Here is a 13,374-nt window from a genome sequence, read left to right on the forward strand (position 1 = left end):
GCCGAAGTTCAGCAAAACGCGAAGACGCCCCCGGCCAGCGCCGGCCAGAGCACGGAAAATGGCGGCGTGACCGCGATTCGCCGTATCGCCCATCTGGACATGGATGCCTTCTTCGCGTCCGTGGAACTGCTTCGGTTTCCCCAGCTCAAGGGCCTGCCGGTGGTCATCGGGGGCGGCCGCCGGCGCGCCGACGAACTGCTGCGCGAGCGCTTCACTGGCCTGCCGCTGTCGGAGATCCCGCCGGACGCTTTCCCGGTCCTGAAGGACTATGTCGGCCGCGGCGTCATCACCACGGCCACCTATCCCGCGCGGCAGTTCGGCGTGGGCTCGGCCATGGGGATGATGAAGGCCGCTCGCCTGTGCCCGCAGGCGATCGTGCTGCCGGTGGACTTCGAGGAGGTGCGCCGCTTCTCGCGCCTGTTCAAGGGGACGATCGCGGAGATCGCCCCGGTGATCGAGGACCGCGGCATCGACGAGGTCTATGTCGACTTCACCGAGGTGCCCTCGGGCCAGCTCGAAGGCGGCCGCGTACTGGCGCGCCGCATCCAGCAGGCGATCTTCGAGCGCACCGGCCTCACCTGCTCCATCGGCGTGGCGCCCAACAAGCTGATTGCCAAGATGGCCAGCGAGTTCGACAAGCCCAATGGCATCTCCGTGGTGTACCCGGAGGACGTGCAGGCCAGGATCTGGCCGCTGCCCGTGCGCAAGATCAATGGCATCGGTCCCAAGGCCGAAGCCAAGCTGGCGAAACTGCACCTGCACGCGATCGGCGACATTGCCGCGCAGGAGCGCGGCTGGCTGATCGACAACTTCGGCCAGGCCTACGGCGGCTGGATGCACGATGCGGCCTGGGGGCGCGACGAACGGCCGGTGGTGACCTACAGCGAACCAGTCTCCATGAGCCGGGAGACGACCTTCGAGCGCGACCTGCACGCGGTGCGCGACAGGGCCGAACTGGGTGCCATCTTCACCCACCTGTGCGAGCAGGTGGCGGGCGACCTGCGGCGCAAGGGCTATGTCGGCAAGACCATCGGCATCAAGCTGCGCTTCGAGGATTTCCGCACCGCCACGCGCGATCACACCATTCCGGACTTCACCAGTGATCCGGCCATGATCCGCCGGATCGCCGGCCAATGCCTCAAGCGCGTCGACCTGTCGCGGCGGCTGCGCCTGCTCGGTGTTCGCGTCGGCAAGCTGGCGAAGGCGGAGACGGCGCAGGCAGCGACAGGCGGTGGCGAATCGGCGTCCGCGCATCGAGTGGCCGAACCGGCGCCAGGCGAGCGCACCCTCGACCTGTTCTAGCGCAGCAGCAGCGCCCAGCTCAACCACGGCAGCGGCAGTCCCGATGCGCCAGTTGACGAAAGCTGACGCGGAACTTACATTGAACCTGACGCGGAACTTACAGAACCACCCCGCCAGTGAGGTTGCCATGACGCTGGACGAGTTGCAACGAATCAAGAAGTGGCATGTGGCGCACCGTCACGACCATCCGATCGAGTACCACGCCTGGGATGCGATGCTCACGGTGTGGGTCACGGGCTGGGTCGGCTTGCTGCCTTCATACGTCTTCGACTACTGGTGGGGCTTCCCCTTGTGCGTGCTGGGCATGGCCGCGCCAGGCCTGTACGTCGGCTGGCGGCTGCGCGCGCACCGCGAGCACAAGCTGCGCTGTGACTGGCTGTCGGCCGCTGCGCGATAAGCCGCTCGAGTCGCTCGATAAGACGCTCGCCTGTCCCGCCTTTGCCACGCCCTGAAGGGGGCGGGCGCTACATTCGTGGATCACCGCAAGAAAGGATTGCCATGGATTGCTTCGCGCTGACGGTCCGCGACCATGTCGCCCATCTGGTGCTCAACCGCCCGGAGGCGATGAACACCATGAACCCGGCGTTCTGGCGCGAACTGGACGAAGTCCTCACCAGCCTGCATCGCGAGGGCAGCGCGCGGGCGCTGGTCATCTCCTCGACCGGCAGGCATTTTTCGGCCGGCATGGCGCTGGAGACCTTCGGCGGCGCGATTTCGCTGGATGACAGCTCGCCCGAAGGCCGGGCGGCGGTGTTCGACCTGCTGGGCGACCTGCAGTCCACGTTCACCAAACTGGAGTCGCTTCGCATCCCGGTGATCGCGGCAATCCACGGCGGATGCATCGGCGGCGCGGTGGACATGGTCACCGCCTGCTGCATCCGCTACGCCACGGCCGACGCCTTCTTCTGCGTGCAGGAGATCAACATCGGCATGGTGGCCGACGTGGGCACCTTGCAGCGCCTGCCCAAGCTGATCCCGCTGGGACTGGCCAAGGAGCTCGCCTACACCGGACGGCGGCTGCCCGCGCAGAAGGCGCTGGCCTGCGGGCTGGTGAACGAGCTGTTCGACAGCCAGGATGCGATGCTGGCGGCGGCCCTGCAGTGCGCGGCCGAGATCGCGAGCAAGCCGCCGGTCGCCATCTGGGGCACCAAGCAGGTGATCCACTACGCACGCGACCATTCGGTCGACGACGCCCTCAAGCAGATGGGTTGGGTGCAGGGCGCGATCTGGAGCAACGCCCATGTGCGCGAAGCGATCGCCGCGATGAAGCAAAAACGCGCGGGCGAGTTCGCCCCGCTGGCGCCGCTGAAGTCCTTCGGCGACTGACCGTTCGGCGGCTGGCTACTGGCGGGCAGTGCGAACGTTGCGCGGCGCGGCCATCGGGTGGCTGCTGCGGAAGGGATTGATGTCCAGGCCGCCGCGGCGCGTGTAGCGCGCGTATACCGCCAGCTTGGCCGGCTGGCAACGCTTCCACAGGTCCACGAAGATGCGCTCCACGCATTGCTCGTGAAATTCGTTGTGGTTGCGAAAGCTCACCAGGTAGCGCAGCAGGCCGCCCTGGTCGATCTGCGGCCCGCAGTAGCGGATCTGCACGCTGCCCCAGTCCGGCTGGCCGGTTACCAGGCAATTGCTCTTGAGAAGGTTGCTGGTCAGCACCTCGTCCACCGGCTGCTCGTCGAATGCCGCGGTCAGCAGCTCCGGCGCCGGCGTGTACTGGCTGCATTCGATGTCCAGCCGGTCCAGGCACAGGCCATCGAGTTCGTGGATCGGCTCGGCGTCGAACTGCTCCGGGCCGAGCAGGCGCACGCCGACCGTGGCCCGCGTGGGCGCGCCGCGCCAGACTGCTTCGCTCACGTCGGCGCGGATGCGCTCGCGCACTTCATCGGCCGACCCGAAGGACGTGTTGCTGAAACTGTTGAGGTAGAGCTTGAAGGACTTGCTCTCGACGATGTTGGGCGTCTCGCAGGGCACCGTGAGGTGGGCGATCGCCACGTGCGGCTTGCCGCGCGGTGTGAGCCAGGACAGCTCGAACGCGGTCCACAGGTCCGCGCCGGAAAACGGCAGCGGCTGCCGCAGGCCAAGCTCCAGGCGCTTGGGCTCGCGCGAGATCGGGAACAGCAGCGCGGGGTCGTAGCTGTCGGCGTAGGCCGAAGGCTTGCCAAGCTGGGATTGTTCAGGCGTTGTCATGGGTGCCCTCCCCGACCGCCAGTGCGCCGCCCGGTCATTCGAAGCGCCGCTCGCGCAGCCACTTGGTGGCGATCCATTTCTCGCCGGACAGCACCGGCGCGCCGCCATGCAGGCTCTTGGTCGAGGGATGCGCGCGGTCGTAGCTGAAGAACACCCCGTTGCCCCGCTTGGGCGCGACTTCCAGGTGGACGTCGGGGAAGCTCGTGCCACCGCCCTTTTCCGGCTCGGCCAGGTACATGATCAGCGTGCCCACGCGCTGGCCGCCGCGCCGCAGGATGGTCGGCGTGCCCGGCTCGTTGGGATCGAAATAGTCGTAGTGGGGCTTGTATTCGGCGCCGGGCACGTAGCGCAGCACCTGCACGCCCTCGCCGTTTTCCACTGGCCAGTTCACCAGACGGGCGATGCGGGCCTCGATGCGTGCAATCAGCTCGTTCTCGCCCCGCGCAAAGAACATGCCCTGGCTGGTGCGGTCCTGGTTCACCTCCTCGCCGCCGGTCTTGGTCTGCACGGTGAGCGAGCGCGCCATCCGCGGCCGCGCGAACTCGATCAGCTGCTCGCACTCCTGGTCGGACAGCAGGTCGCCGAAGACCACCACGCGCGGGTTGTACATCGACTGCAGCACGCAGACCTTGCGATCGCCCGCATCGACGTACAGCGGCGCGTCGTCGAGATGGGGCTCCGGCACCGGCACGGCGGGCGGCAGTCCCTGCTCGGCCGCTCGTTGCTCGAGATGCCCCCGCAGCGTCGTCTCCATGGCCTCGATGGCCACGTCTTCCTGCCAGCCGGAAGCCAGCATGGCCTGGAGCACCGATTCGGCGCTGTTGCCCGCCTGGGCCTGGTCGACGATCCATTGCCGCAGCTGCGGCGTGATTTGCTGTGTCTGTCCCATGCTTACCCGATCATTTTGCGCCAGCGTACCGCTTCAGCGCGTCTTCGGCGCGGCCGCCGCCCGGTCAGCGCCAGGCCCTGCTGCAAAGCCACTGGCTGGTCGCCACGGCCACCACCAGGGCTGCGTAGCTTGCCATCTTGCCGTCCACCCCGAAATGCCACAGGCCCAGGGCCAGCACCACGCCGCCGGCGGCGGTGTGGCAGGCGACATGCACCCACCAGCGCCCGCGTCCGGGGAACAGCAGGCGGCCGGCGCCGGCCACCAGCAGCGCCAGCACCAGGGCGGGGGCGATGAAGCTCAGCAGATGCCAGAACAGCGCGAGCGGACTCATTCGGGGGAATTGCGGTGGCGCAAGTACTTGATAACTCAGCAAATTTTATAATCCCCCGATGCCGCTCCGCCCAGCTCGCCCGGATTCCCGCCTCAACCAGAGGTGGATGGCGGCCTGCGGACGCCGGGGACGCCGCTGATGGCTGTCTGGGCACTGGGAATTAATCACACCACCGCGCCGCTGGACCTGCGCGGACGGTTCGCCTACGCCGTCGACCAGCTCGAACCGACCTTGCGGGCCTTCCGCGAGTCGCTTGCACGCCGGCACGAAGCCGCCATCCTTTCCACCTGCAACCGCACCGAGATCTATTGCGCCGGCGAGCACAGCGACATCGACCGCACGCTCGACTGGCTCGCGCATTCCGGTGGCGTGCAGCCCGGCGTGTTGCGCTCGCATGCCTACCTGCTGCAGGACGGCAACGCGGCGCGGCACGCCTTCCGCGTCGCCAGCGGCCTGGACTCGATGGTGCTGGGCGAGGCGCAGATCCTCGGGCAAATGAAGGACGCGGTGCGCGCCGCCGACCGGGCGGGCGCGCTGGGCACCACCCTCAACCAGCTGTTCCAGCGCTCGTTCGCGGTGGCCAAGGAGGTGCGCACCTCCACCGAGATCGGTGCCCACTCGATCAGCATGGCGGCGGCCGCGGTGCGGCTGGCGGGACAGCTGTTCGAGGACCTGGGGCAGATCCGCGTGCTGTTCGTGGGCGCGGGCGAGATGATCGAGCTGGCGGCCACGCATTTCGCCGCCCGCAACCCCAAGGCGATCGCGGTGGCCAACCGGACGCTGGAACGCGGCGAGCGGCTCGCCACCCGTTTCGGCGGCGAGACCATGCGCCTGGCGGACCTGCCGTCGCGCCTGCACGAGTTCGACGCCGTCATCAGCTGCACGGCCAGCACGCTGCCGATCATCGGCCTGGGCGCGGTCGAGCGCGCGCTCAAAGCGCGCCGCCACCGGCCGATGTTCATGGTCGATCTGGCGGTCCCGCGCGACATCGAGCCCGAAGTGAAGGCGCTGGAAGACGTGTACCTCTACACCGTCGACGACCTGGCCAGCGTCGTGCAGACCGGCCAGGAAAGCCGCCAGGCCGCGGTCGAGCAGGCCGAAGCCATCATCGATGCCGGGGTCCAGAGCTTCCTGCACTGGATGGACCAGCGTCACCACGTGCCCCTGATCCTGCAGCTCAATGCCCAGGCCGACGAATGGCGGGCCCTGGAGCTGGCGCGCGCCCGCAAGCAGCTGGCCAAGGGCGAGGATGTCGAGGCCGTGCTCGAGGCGCTGTCGCGCGGGCTCACACAGAAGATGCTGCACGGCGCGATGGCCGAACTGCGCAGCGGCGACGCTGCCTCCCGCGACCGCGCCACGAGCGCGATCCAGCACTTTTTCCTGCGCAAAGAGCGTTAGCGCCGGCGCCGCGCAAACCGGCGCGCGGCCACGCTGCCCAGCGCGCCGCGCCCCTTCGAAGCGCAGCGAGACATTCCCTGATCCAACGTGAAATCCTTCCTTCGCCAGCAACTCGAACGCTACCCGGTCCGCCTGCAGGAGCTCGACTTCTTCCTGCAGCAGCCCGAGGTCGTGCAGGACATGGAGCGCTATCGGGCGCTCACGCGCGAGCACGCCGAGGTTTCCGAAGTGGCCGGCCAGTACCGCCTCTACCTGCAGCGGGAAAGCGAGCTCGAGCAGGCGCGGGAGATGGCGGGCGACCCCGAAATGGGCGACATGGCGCGCGAGGAAGCCGCCACGCTGGAAACCGAACTGCCGCAGCTGGAGGATCAGCTGCAGCGGCTGCTGCTGCCCAAGGACCCGGATGACGTGCGCAACACCTTCCTCGAAATCCGCGCCGGCACCGGCGGGGACGAGTCGGCGCTGTTCGCGGGCGACCTGCTGCGCATGTACACGCGCTATGCGGAACGCCAGGGCTGGCGCTGCGAGGTGGTCAGCGAGAGCGCCGGCGAGGTCGGCGGCTTCAAGGAAGTGGTGATCCGCGTGGTCGGCGACGGCGTCTACGGCAAGCTCAAGTTCGAATCGGGCGGCCACCGCGTGCAGCGCGTGCCCGCCACCGAAACGCAGGGGCGCATCCACACCAGCGCCTGTACCGTGGCCGCCTTGCCCGAGCCGGACGAAGCGCAGGCCGTGCAGATCAACCCGGCGGACCTGCGCATCGACACCTTCCGCGCCTCCGGCGCCGGCGGCCAGCACATCAACAAGACCGACTCGGCGGTGCGCATCACCCACCTCCCGACCGGCATCGTGGCCGAGTGCCAGGACGACCGTTCCCAGCACCGCAACAAGGCCAAGGCTCTGCAGGTGCTGGCGGCGCGCATCCGCGAGCAGGAACGCGCCGAGCGCGCGGCCAAGGAGGCCGCCACGCGCAAGGGCCTGATCGGCAGCGGCGACCGCAGCGACCGCATCCGCACCTACAACTTCCCGCAGGGGCGGCTGACCGACCACCGCATCAACCTCACGCTGTACAAGCTGACCTTCATCATGGAAGGCGAGCTCGACGAGGTGATCGAGGCGCTGCTGCTGGCGCGCAAGGCCGAGCAACTCGAAGAACTCGGCCTGGCATGAGCCGCACGGCCGCTCCGAAGGCTCATTGCACCGCAGCCCGTAGGGCGGAGGTTATCCAATGAGCCGCACAGCCGCTTCGAAGGCTCATGGCACCGCAGCCCGTAGGGCGGAGGTTGTCCAATGACGCTTGTCCATGCCCTGGCCTCGGCCGCCGCGCTCGGGCTGGCGCGGCTGGATGCCCAGCTCCTGCTGCTGGAGGCGCTCGGCCGTCCGGGGTCGGACCGGGGCTGGCTGCTGGCGCACGACACCGATGAGATCGAACCGGCCGCCGCACAGCGCTTCCGGTCGCTATGCGAGCGCCGCGCCGCAGGAGAGCCGCTCGCTTACATCGCCGGGCACAAGGAATTCTTCGGACTGTCGCTGCAGGTCGACCCGCGCGTGCTGGTCCCGCGGCCGGACACCGAAACGCTGGTGGAATGGGCGCTCGAGACCATCCGCTCGCGCGCAGCGCCGCGCGTGGTCGACCTGGGCACCGGCAGCGGGGCCATCGCCCTGGCGATCAAGCAGCACCGCGCCGACGCCGCGGTGAGCGCGGTGGACGCCAGCGCAGGCGCGCTGGAAGTGGCGGCCGCCAATGTGCGCGAGCTCGGCCTGGAAGTCGGGCTGCGGCAGGGGTCGTGGCTGGAGGGCGTGGACGGGCGCTTCGACCTGGTCGTCTCCAACCCGCCCTACGTGGCCGAAGCCGATCCGCACCTGCCGGCGCTCAGGCACGAGCCCCTGGATGCGCTGGCGGCGGGACCCGACGGCCTGCGCGACATCCGCACCATCGTGGCCCAGGCCCCCGCCCGCCTGAATGCCGGCGGCTGGCTGCTGCTGGAACACGGCCATGACCAGGCGGCCGACGTGCGCGCGCTGCTGCAGGCGGCCGGCTTCGGCCAGGTGGCCAGCCGCCGCGACCTGGCGGGCATTGAGCGCTGCAGCGGCGGAACGTGGCCCGAATCGGGATAATCGAGCTTATCCAAGTGAACGCGCGCCCCCGGAGAATTTCATGAGTGACACCCAGCACCGCATCGCCGACCTCGTCAAGAACAACGACATCCTGCTGTTCATGAAGGGCAGCGCCAGCTTCCCGATGTGTGGCTTCTCGGGCCGTGCCATCCAGATCCTCAAGGCCTGCGGCGTCGACCCGAAGTCGGTCACCACGGTGAACGTGCTCGAGGACGACGAGATCCGCCAGGGCATCAAGGAATACAGCAACTGGCCGACCATCCCGCAGCTTTACGTCAAGGGTGAATTCATCGGCGGCTCCGACATCATGATGGAGATGTACCAGAGCGGCGAACTGCAGCAGGTGCTCGGAACCACGGCGCAGTAAACGCCCTCGCGCAGCAAGCGCCGTCACCGTCACGCGCGGATCGCGAAGGGCTGTTGCGCGATTGTCCTACCCGCGGCCCACTCCATTGAGTTCTGGCATGGCTTATGCTGGAATGAACGGGAAGACTCTAGGAGTACCCGATGGAAAGTGCGCGCAGTCTCGTTCCTCATCAGTCCTCGTCGTTCAAGCTGCCGATCGCCAGCTTGCGCAATGTCTTCAGGCCCCACGATGTGGAGCGCAAGCTGGCCAAGCTCCCCGGCCGCGACCACGAAAGCCTGCGCACCACCTATGAGCGCATGCTGGAGCGCGGCCCGGAGCGCTTCCAGGTCAAGCCAAGCGGGCTGCCAGACATGGCAGCGCTCTACGAGCAGTTGCCGAATTTCACCGAAGCGCTGGATGACGTGAAGCGCCATGTGGCGCTCGCGCAGGATTCGCGCGACGGGCTCGAAGTCACGCCCATGCTGCTGCTCGGGCCGCCCGGCATCGGCAAGACCCATTTCGCCCGCAAGCTGGCGGAACTGCTAGGGACCGGCATGAACCTGGTGCCCATGTGCTCCGTCACGGCCGGCTGGCTGCTGTCCGGCGCGTCCTCGCAGTGGAAGGGGGCCAAGCCCGGCAAGGTGTTCGAGGCCCTGGTCGAAGGCCAGTACGCCAATCCGGTGATCGTGGTCGACGAGATCGACAAGGCCAACGCCGATGCGCAGTACGACCCGCTGGGCGCCATGTACAGCCTGTTGGAGCACGATACCGCCGCGGACTTCATCGACGAATTCGCCGAGGTCGCGATCGACGCCAGCCAGGTGATCTGGATCATGACCGCCAACGACGAGCGCTGCATCCCGGAGCCGATCCTCAACCGCATGAACGTGTTCGAGATCGAGCCGCCCTCGGCCGACGCCGCGCGCGCGATCGCCTGCAGCCTGTACGTCAGCATCCGAGCCGAACACGGCTGGGGCGGGCGTTTCGAACCGAAGCCGCGCGCCGAGGTGCTGGACCAGCTCGCGCTGCTGGCGCCGCGTGACATGCGGCGTGCGCTGATGACCGGCTTCGGCAATGCGCGGCTGGAAGGCCGCGACGAGATCTGGGTGGAAGACCTGCCCAAGCCCGCCGCCAAGGGCAAGCTGGGCTTCCTGCAGTAGGCGCCAGGGCGCTAGTTGCCGGCGAGCTTGTCCGGCGAGTCCTTCCACTCCCACTGCTTCTTCGCGGCGAGCACGGCGTTCGGGTACTCCGGGCGTCCCCGGCTGCCGTTGTAGCGCCCCAGGGCCATGAACAGGTCACCCCGCTCACGGTCCACCAGGTAGTGGCGCAGGATCACGCAGCCGAAGCGCAGGTTGGTCTGCATGTGAAACAGCTTGCCGGCATCGCCATCGCCGATCAGGCGCGACCAGAAGGGCATCACCTGCATGTAGCCGCGCGCGCCCACGCGGCTCACGGCAAACTTGCGGAAAGCGCTTTCGACCTGGATCAGGCCCAGCACCAGGCTGGGATCCAGAGCCGCTCGCCGGCTCTCGTACCAGACCGTTTCCAGGAATTCCCTGCGTTCCTGCCATTCGGGCTTGCGTCGTTGCAGGCGCCGGCTCATCTCGCCCAGCCATCGCAAGTGGGCCAGGCGCGCCTCGGTGCTCTCGAACTCGGGCTTCGGTGGAGCGGCATTGGCGATCGCCGAACTGAGCGCGGTGCGGATCGAGTCGGCCAGCGGCTCCTCGATCTGGGCGCCCGCCCTCGCGAGCGGGGGCAGCATGGACAGCCCCAGCGCGAGGGGCGCCACGCGCAGGCACGCGCGCCGCGCGATCACGCCTTGAGGCGGCCCTTGACGAAGCCCAGGGCTTCGCTCGCCGCGACCTTGGTGGCCGCAGCGTCGCGGCGGTGCTGGTATTCGAACTGGCCTTCCTTCAGGCCGCGCTCGGAAATCACCACGCGGTGGGGCACGCCGATCAGTTCCCAGTCGGCGAACATGGCGCCCGGGCGCTCGCCGCGGTCGTCGAGGATCACGTCGACGCCCGCCGCGGCCAGTTCGCCGTAGAGCTTTTCCGCCGCCGCCTTGACTTCGGCGCTGCGGTCCATGCCGATCGGGCACACCACCACCGTGAACGGCGCCAGCGCGTCCGGCCAGATGATGCCCCGCTCGTCATGGTTCTGCTCGATCGCCGCCGCCGGCAGGCGGGTGATGCCGATGCCGTAGCACCCCATCTGGAACAGCTTGGGCTTGCCGTCCTCGTCGAGGAAGGTGGCGTCCATCGCCTCGCTGTACTTGGTGCCGAGGACGAAGATGTGGCCGATCTCGATGCCGCGCTCGATCGACAGCCGCCCCTGGCCGTCCGGCGACAGGTCGCCTTCCACCACGTTGCGGATGTCGGCGACCAGGTCAGGTTCGGGCAGATCGCGGCCCCAGTTGACGCCGGTGAGGTGGAAGTCCTCCTCGTTGGCGCCGCAGATCCAGTCGGCCATGACGGCGACCTCGCGGTCCACCACCACCTTGACCGGCTTGTGGGTGCCGATCGGCCCCAGGTAGCCGGGCTCGGCGCCGAAGTGGTCAACGATTTCCGCGGCAGTGGCGAAGCGGAAGCCCTTGTTCAGGCCCGCAACCTTGCTGACCTTCACTTCGTTCATGTCGTGGTCGCCGCGAATCAGCAGCAGCCAGACCAGGGTTTCAACGATCTCGCCCTGCTCGTTCAGGCGTTCCGTGGCCAGCACCAGCGACTTGACGGTGGTCTGCAGCGGCACGGACAGCAGTTGTGCCACATCCTCGCAGGTGCTCTTGCCCGGCGTCGGCGTCTTTTCCATGGCACGCGCGGGCCCCGGGCGCGGAGCGGCAGGGGCCAGCGCCTCGGCCTTCTCCATGTTGGCTGCGTACTCGCTGCCCTGGGAGTAGACGATAGCGTCTTCGCCGGTCGCAGCGATCACCTGGAACTCCTGGCTCACGTCGCCGCCGATGGCGCCGCTGTCGGCGGCCACCGCCCGGTAGCGCAGGCCGAAGCGGTCGAAGATGGCGCGGTAGGCCTTGGCCATCTGCTGGTAGCTGCGCTTGGCGCCATCGAGGTCGCGGTCGAAGCTGTACGCGTCCTTCATGGTGAACTCGCGCCCGCGCATCAAGCCGAAGCGCGGCCGGCGCTCATCGCGGAACTTGGTCTGGATCTGGTAGAGGTTGCGCGGCAGCTGCTTGTAGCTGCGCAGTTCCTGCCGGCCGATGTCGGTGATGCACTCCTCGCTGGTCGGCTGCACGATGAAATCGCGCTCGTGGCGGTCCTTGATACGCAGCAATTCCGGCCCGTAGGCCTGGAACCGGCCGCTCTCCTGCCACAGTTCAGCCGGCTGGACCACCGGCATGGTCAGCTCGACGGCGCCGGCCCGGTCCATTTCCTCGCGCACGATGGCCTCGACCTTGCGGATGACCCGCAGGCCCATCGGCATATAGGTATAGATGCCCGCGCCGAGCTTCTTGATCATGCCGGCGCGCATCATCAGCTTGTGGCTGGCAACTTCGGCGTCTGCGGGGGCTTCCTTCTGGGTGGAAATGAGGAACTGGGAGGCTTTCATCGAGTCCGGGGGGTGGGCACTTGCTGCTGAGCCTATGGCAGACGCGCCTAGCGCCGTGCATAATGAACTCAGTTTAAGAATTGGGGTTGATTATGCTTGACCGGGACGGCTTTCGGCCCAACGTCGGCATCATCCTGCTCAACCAGAAGAACCAGGTGTTCTGGGGCAAGCGGATTCGCACCCACAGCTGGCAATTCCCGCAGGGGGGCATCGATCGCGGAGAGACCCCTGAGCAGGCGATGTTTCGCGAACTGCACGAGGAAGTAGGCCTCATGCCTGAGCATGTGCGGATCGTTGCCCGCACCCGCGACTGGCTGCGCTACGAGGTACCCGATCGCTACATCCGCCGCGACGCGCGCGGCCACTACAAGGGCCAGAAGCAGATCTGGTACCTGCTGCAACTCATGGGGCAGGACTGGAACCTGAACCTGCGTGCGACCAATCACCCGGAGTTCGACGCCTGGCGCTGGAACGACTATTGGGTGCCGCTGGACGTCGTGGTGGAATTCAAGCGTGGCGTCTACGAGATGGCGCTGACCGAACTGGCGCGCTTCCTTCCTCGCCACGACCACCGCAACCGCTACTTGCGCAGCGGCATGCGCGCGCGCGATCACGACAGCGCCGATCACGCGCATCACCATGACGTCGCGCACGGACCGGCCTTCGAGTTGCCGCCCGGCGCCACCTTCGAGCCCGACCCGCAGGCAGCGGTGGCGCGCCAACAGGCCAAGGACAAGCATGCGCCGTGAACTGGCGGGATTGGCGGCCGCCTGCGCCGCATTCGCAGCCTCTGCCCAGCTGAACCCTTCCGACCCCGACTGGCGGGAAGCCGCGCCGCCGCCGCCGCCGGCGCTGCGCACGGACAAGCTGGTCGGCGTGGACCTGTCCGGTTCTGCCCTGCGCTTCGGCGTCGATCCCGATTCGGTGACCGTCGGCAGCGACCGTGTCGTGAGGTACGTGGTGGTGGCCACCAGCACCTCGGGCGCGGTCAACGCGATGTACGAAGGCATCCGCTGCGACAGGGCGCTGTACCGGGTGTATGCGCGTCACACCCCCGGGGCGGGATGGACGCCGGCGCAGGACGACTGGCGTCCGATCCACGAAGTGGCGGCGGCCCGCCACACGCTGGCGATCGCGCGCAACGGCGCCTGCGTCGGCAATGCCTCCAACATGTCGGCGGCGCAGGTGCTGCGCGACCTGAAGGCCTCGCCGGAAATGCGCTTCCGGACGGAGGCGCGCTAGCGGCGA

Annotated in this window: 15 protein-coding genes; 10 read left to right on the forward strand and 5 right to left on the reverse strand. The window is 68.0% G+C overall.

The features are described from left to right. Positions 1-99 precede the first annotated feature (99 nt). The 3 genes from UC35_RS03585 to UC35_RS03595 all read left to right on the forward strand — a co-directional run bounded on the left by UC35_RS03585 (position 100) and on the right by UC35_RS03595 (position 2,628). The gene (locus UC35_RS03585; RefSeq protein ID WP_061496258.1) at positions 100-1,302 is read left to right on the forward strand and encodes a Y-family DNA polymerase; all 1,203 of its coding nucleotides are present in this window, start codon (positions 100-102) and stop codon (positions 1,300-1,302) included. Positions 1,303-1,429: 127 nt separating this feature from the next. Further along, positions 1,430-1,699, forward strand: a complete 270-nt coding sequence (locus UC35_RS03590; protein WP_061496260.1) for a hypothetical protein — start codon at positions 1,430-1,432, stop codon at positions 1,697-1,699. Between the two features lie 101 nt (positions 1,700-1,800). Next, positions 1,801-2,628, forward strand: a complete 828-nt coding sequence (locus UC35_RS03595) for an enoyl-CoA hydratase-related protein (protein WP_061496263.1) — start codon at positions 1,801-1,803, stop codon at positions 2,626-2,628. Between the two features lie 15 nt (positions 2,629-2,643). Here UC35_RS03595 and queF read toward each other — a convergent pair whose 3' ends face one another. The 3 genes from queF to UC35_RS03610 form a co-directional block, all read right to left on the reverse strand. After that, complete coding sequence (queF, locus tag UC35_RS03600; RefSeq protein WP_061496265.1) at positions 2,644-3,489, reverse strand: NADPH-dependent 7-cyano-7-deazaguanine reductase QueF; 846 nt, start codon at positions 3,487-3,489, stop codon at positions 2,644-2,646. Positions 3,490-3,523: 34 nt separating this feature from the next. Beyond that, positions 3,524-4,378 carry a 2OG-Fe(II) oxygenase gene (locus UC35_RS03605; protein WP_061496267.1) on the reverse strand — a complete coding sequence of 285 codons (855 nt, stop codon included), beginning with the start codon at positions 4,376-4,378 and terminating at the stop codon, positions 3,524-3,526. 64 nt (positions 4,379-4,442) lie between these two features. Continuing rightward, positions 4,443-4,709, reverse strand: a complete 267-nt coding sequence (locus UC35_RS03610) for a hypothetical protein (protein ID WP_061496270.1) — start codon at positions 4,707-4,709, stop codon at positions 4,443-4,445. A 138-nt stretch (positions 4,710-4,847) separates the two neighbouring features. Between UC35_RS03610 and hemA the strand changes: the two genes are divergently transcribed. From hemA to UC35_RS03635, 5 genes are all read left to right on the forward strand, one after another. Continuing rightward, positions 4,848-6,107 carry a glutamyl-tRNA reductase gene (gene hemA / locus UC35_RS03615; RefSeq protein WP_061503662.1) on the forward strand — a complete coding sequence of 420 codons (1,260 nt, stop codon included), beginning with the start codon at positions 4,848-4,850 and terminating at the stop codon, positions 6,105-6,107. 87 nt (positions 6,108-6,194) lie between these two features. Next, complete coding sequence (gene prfA / locus UC35_RS03620; protein WP_061496272.1) at positions 6,195-7,274, forward strand: peptide chain release factor 1; 1,080 nt, start codon at positions 6,195-6,197, stop codon at positions 7,272-7,274. Between the two features lie 120 nt (positions 7,275-7,394). After that, positions 7,395-8,222, forward strand: a complete 828-nt coding sequence (gene prmC / locus UC35_RS03625) for a peptide chain release factor N(5)-glutamine methyltransferase (RefSeq protein WP_061496274.1) — start codon at positions 7,395-7,397, stop codon at positions 8,220-8,222. Positions 8,223-8,262: 40 nt separating this feature from the next. Then, positions 8,263-8,589, forward strand: coding sequence for a Grx4 family monothiol glutaredoxin (gene grxD / locus UC35_RS03630; RefSeq protein ID WP_061496276.1), 327 nt, complete (start codon positions 8,263-8,265; stop codon positions 8,587-8,589). Between the two features lie 140 nt (positions 8,590-8,729). Further along, the gene (locus UC35_RS03635; protein WP_061496277.1) at positions 8,730-9,728 is read left to right on the forward strand and encodes an AAA family ATPase; all 999 of its coding nucleotides are present in this window, start codon (positions 8,730-8,732) and stop codon (positions 9,726-9,728) included. An 11-nt stretch (positions 9,729-9,739) separates the two neighbouring features. Here UC35_RS03635 and UC35_RS03640 read toward each other — a convergent pair whose 3' ends face one another. Both UC35_RS03640 and UC35_RS03645 read right to left on the reverse strand, forming a co-directional pair. Next, positions 9,740-10,330, reverse strand: a complete 591-nt coding sequence (locus UC35_RS03640; protein ID WP_082793498.1) for a lytic transglycosylase domain-containing protein — start codon at positions 10,328-10,330, stop codon at positions 9,740-9,742. A 50-nt stretch (positions 10,331-10,380) separates the two neighbouring features. Then, on the reverse strand, positions 10,381-12,126 hold the full coding sequence (locus UC35_RS03645; RefSeq protein WP_061496281.1) for a proline--tRNA ligase: 1,746 nt from the start codon (positions 12,124-12,126) through the stop codon (positions 10,381-10,383). A 92-nt stretch (positions 12,127-12,218) separates the two neighbouring features. On the opposite strand from UC35_RS03645, the gene UC35_RS03650 reads away from it, so the two are divergent. Continuing rightward, complete coding sequence (locus tag UC35_RS03650; protein WP_061496283.1) at positions 12,219-12,875, forward strand: RNA pyrophosphohydrolase; 657 nt, start codon at positions 12,219-12,221, stop codon at positions 12,873-12,875. Beyond that, positions 12,865-13,368, forward strand: coding sequence for a CNP1-like family protein (locus UC35_RS03655; protein ID WP_158513853.1), 504 nt, complete (start codon positions 12,865-12,867; stop codon positions 13,366-13,368). Before UC35_RS03650 ends, UC35_RS03655 begins: the two co-directional genes overlap by 11 nt. The last annotated feature ends 6 nt before the right edge of the window (positions 13,369-13,374 follow it).

Source organism: Ramlibacter tataouinensis (assembly GCF_001580455.1).
In the GTDB taxonomy this organism is placed as follows: domain Bacteria; phylum Pseudomonadota; class Gammaproteobacteria; order Burkholderiales; family Burkholderiaceae_C; genus Ramlibacter; species Ramlibacter tataouinensis_B.

What these genes read in the sequence shown, in the direction of transcription:
- UC35_RS03585 (WP_061496258.1), top strand. Translation starts at nt 100, where the DNA reads ATGGATGCCTTCTTCGCGTCCGTGGAACTGCTTCGGTTTCCCCAGCTC.
- UC35_RS03590 (WP_061496260.1), top strand. Translation starts at nt 1,430, where the DNA reads ATGACGCTGGACGAGTTGCAACGAATCAAGAAGTGGCATGTGGCGCAC.
- UC35_RS03595 (WP_061496263.1), top strand. Translation starts at nt 1,801, where the DNA reads ATGGATTGCTTCGCGCTGACGGTCCGCGACCATGTCGCCCATCTGGTG.
- queF (WP_061496265.1), bottom strand. Translation starts at nt 3,489, where the DNA reads ATGACAACGCCTGAACAATCCCAGCTTGGCAAGCCTTCGGCCTACGCC.
- UC35_RS03605 (WP_061496267.1), bottom strand. Translation starts at nt 4,378, where the DNA reads ATGGGACAGACACAGCAAATCACGCCGCAGCTGCGGCAATGGATCGTC.
- UC35_RS03610 (WP_061496270.1), bottom strand. Translation starts at nt 4,709, where the DNA reads ATGAGTCCGCTCGCGCTGTTCTGGCATCTGCTGAGCTTCATCGCCCCC.
- hemA (WP_061503662.1), top strand. Translation starts at nt 4,848, where the DNA reads ATGGCTGTCTGGGCACTGGGAATTAATCACACCACCGCGCCGCTGGAC.
- prmC (WP_061496274.1), top strand. Translation starts at nt 7,395, where the DNA reads ATGACGCTTGTCCATGCCCTGGCCTCGGCCGCCGCGCTCGGGCTGGCG.
- grxD (WP_061496276.1), top strand. Translation starts at nt 8,263, where the DNA reads ATGAGTGACACCCAGCACCGCATCGCCGACCTCGTCAAGAACAACGAC.
- UC35_RS03635 (WP_061496277.1), top strand. Translation starts at nt 8,730, where the DNA reads ATGGAAAGTGCGCGCAGTCTCGTTCCTCATCAGTCCTCGTCGTTCAAG.
- UC35_RS03640 (WP_082793498.1), bottom strand. Translation starts at nt 10,330, where the DNA reads ATGCTGCCCCCGCTCGCGAGGGCGGGCGCCCAGATCGAGGAGCCGCTG.
- UC35_RS03645 (WP_061496281.1), bottom strand. Translation starts at nt 12,126, where the DNA reads ATGAAAGCCTCCCAGTTCCTCATTTCCACCCAGAAGGAAGCCCCCGCA.
- UC35_RS03650 (WP_061496283.1), top strand. Translation starts at nt 12,219, where the DNA reads ATGCTTGACCGGGACGGCTTTCGGCCCAACGTCGGCATCATCCTGCTC.
- UC35_RS03655 (WP_158513853.1), top strand. Translation starts at nt 12,865, where the DNA reads ATGCGCCGTGAACTGGCGGGATTGGCGGCCGCCTGCGCCGCATTCGCA.